The following is a 1784-nucleotide window of genomic DNA, read 5'->3' as shown; positions in this document are numbered from 1 at the left end:
ACCCCGAGCAGCTTGCGCATGTCGGTCAGCGCCTGCCGGCCGGTGGCCGAGATCGCGTCCAGGGCCCCGGTCGCGGCCGCCGGGTCGGTCTGCCCGGCGTAGCGGCCGCCGTCGGCCTGGGCGATGACCACCGACAGCGAGTGGGCGACGACGTCGTGCATCTCCCGGGCGATCCGGGCCCGTTCGGTGGACGCCGCCAGCCGCATCTCCTGCTCCCGTTCCAGCTCCAGCAGCCGGGCGCGCTCCTCCAGGCCCGCGACCTGCTGCAGCCGTGCCCGGCGCAGATCGCCCAGCGCCCAGCACGCCACCACGAGCACGCCGATGACGCCGGCGGCGAAGACGAAGCCGAACCAGGTGCCCTCGCCGAAGTAGACGGCCGAGGCGAGCACGGCACCGACCAGCCCGACGACCAGGCCGGCCCGACTGGCCCAGCGGGGGGCGTAGGCGGCCAGCGCATAGACCATCACCGGCGCGGCGATGTTGGCGGGGAGGAAGTAGCTCGGCACGAGCACGAGCTCGAGCAGGCTGGCGACGATGACGACCGCGGCGGCACGGACCGGTCGGCGGCGGCGCCAGGCCAGGGGGACCAGCAGCGCCAGCGACAGCGGGATCGCGGCGAGGGTGGACCCGGGGTAGTTGATGTCCGTGGAGGCGCTGACCAGGACGAGCACCGCGACGCCGGCGAGGACGGCGTCGACGCCGAACGGGTGGTCCCGCAGCCACCCGGCCGCGCGCTCCAGCAGCGGCTGGTCCGCAGCGGGGGGCACCCGGGCCGGCTGCGTGCCCTGCACGCGCGGGCGGCGCAGCGCGCCCAGCGCCCAGGCGCCGACGACCAGCGCACCGAGCAGGGCCGCCGTGCTGACGATGAGGCTGATCGACGAACCCCGGTGGAACGAGGCAGCGGCGAGCACCGCGCCGACCAACCCGGCGCCCAGCCCGGCCCGGCCGGCCCAGCGGGGACCGTGGGCCGCCAGCGCGTAGACCATCATCGGGGCGGCGACGTCGGCGAGCAGCAGCTCGGCGGGGAGCACGACGAGCTGGACCAGACAGACCAGCACCACCGCCGCGGCGGCGGGGACCGGGTGGCGGCGCCGCCAGGCCAGCGGCGCGCACAGCGCCAGGCCCAGCAGGAGGGCCACCTCCGGCCTCGACTCGCTGTAGCCGGACAACCCGGGCACCGGGACCGTGACCAGCGCGACCAGGCAGGCGAGGGCGAGGTCCACGCCGAAGGGGTGCTGTCGGAGACGTGTCGCCGCACGTTCGAGCAGCGACCGGGCCATGCTGCCGACCCTAGGCAGAGTCGCGCCGTCCGTCGTCGTCCCGCGGGGTGAACCGCGTGTCCGCCTGCGGGATGAGCCGCCGCTCGCGGGCCCCCGTCGCCGAGTGACAGCTCAGCGGGCGACCGGCGGGGCGGGTCCCCCACTGGGCTGTCACTCGGCGGACCGCGGTGCGGCGCTCGGCTGTCGGACGGCACTGGCAGGGTGCCGGTCGTGTCCTCGCCCCTCGGTCCGGCGTTCTGGCGGCTCTACTCGGCCAGCGCCGCGTCCAACCTCGCCGACGGGGTGAACCGGGTCGCCCTGCCGTTGCTGGCCGCGACGCTCACCCGCGACCCGGTCGCGGTGGCGGCACTGACGTCGCTGGCCTTCCTGCCCTGGCTGCTGTTCGCCCTGCCGGCCGGTGCCTTCGTCGACCGGACCGACCGCAAGCGCGCGATGGCCGCCGCCAACGTCGTCCGGGCAGGTGCGCTGGCGGCGCTGGCGGCCACGGTGCTCACCGGGACGACG

At 76.3% G+C, this 1784-nt stretch carries 2 protein-coding genes; one reads left to right on the top strand and one right to left on the bottom strand.

The genetic code is table 11. From position 1 onward, the window contains the following. A partial coding sequence (locus G5C62_RS26850; RefSeq protein ID WP_241176167.1) for a histidine kinase occupies positions 1 to 1280 on the bottom strand: 1280 nt, incomplete at its 3' end. Positions 1281 to 1490: 210 nt separating this feature from the next. On the opposite strand from G5C62_RS26850, the gene G5C62_RS26845 reads away from it, so the two are divergent. After that, positions 1491 to 1784: MFS transporter (locus G5C62_RS26845; protein WP_164703392.1), on the top strand; the 294-nt coding region annotated here is incomplete at its 3' end.

It is taken from the genome of Modestobacter sp. KNN46-3 (genome assembly GCF_011039295.1).
Note: the sequence above shows the minus strand (reverse complement) of the source record. Positions and strands in the feature narration are given on the sequence as shown.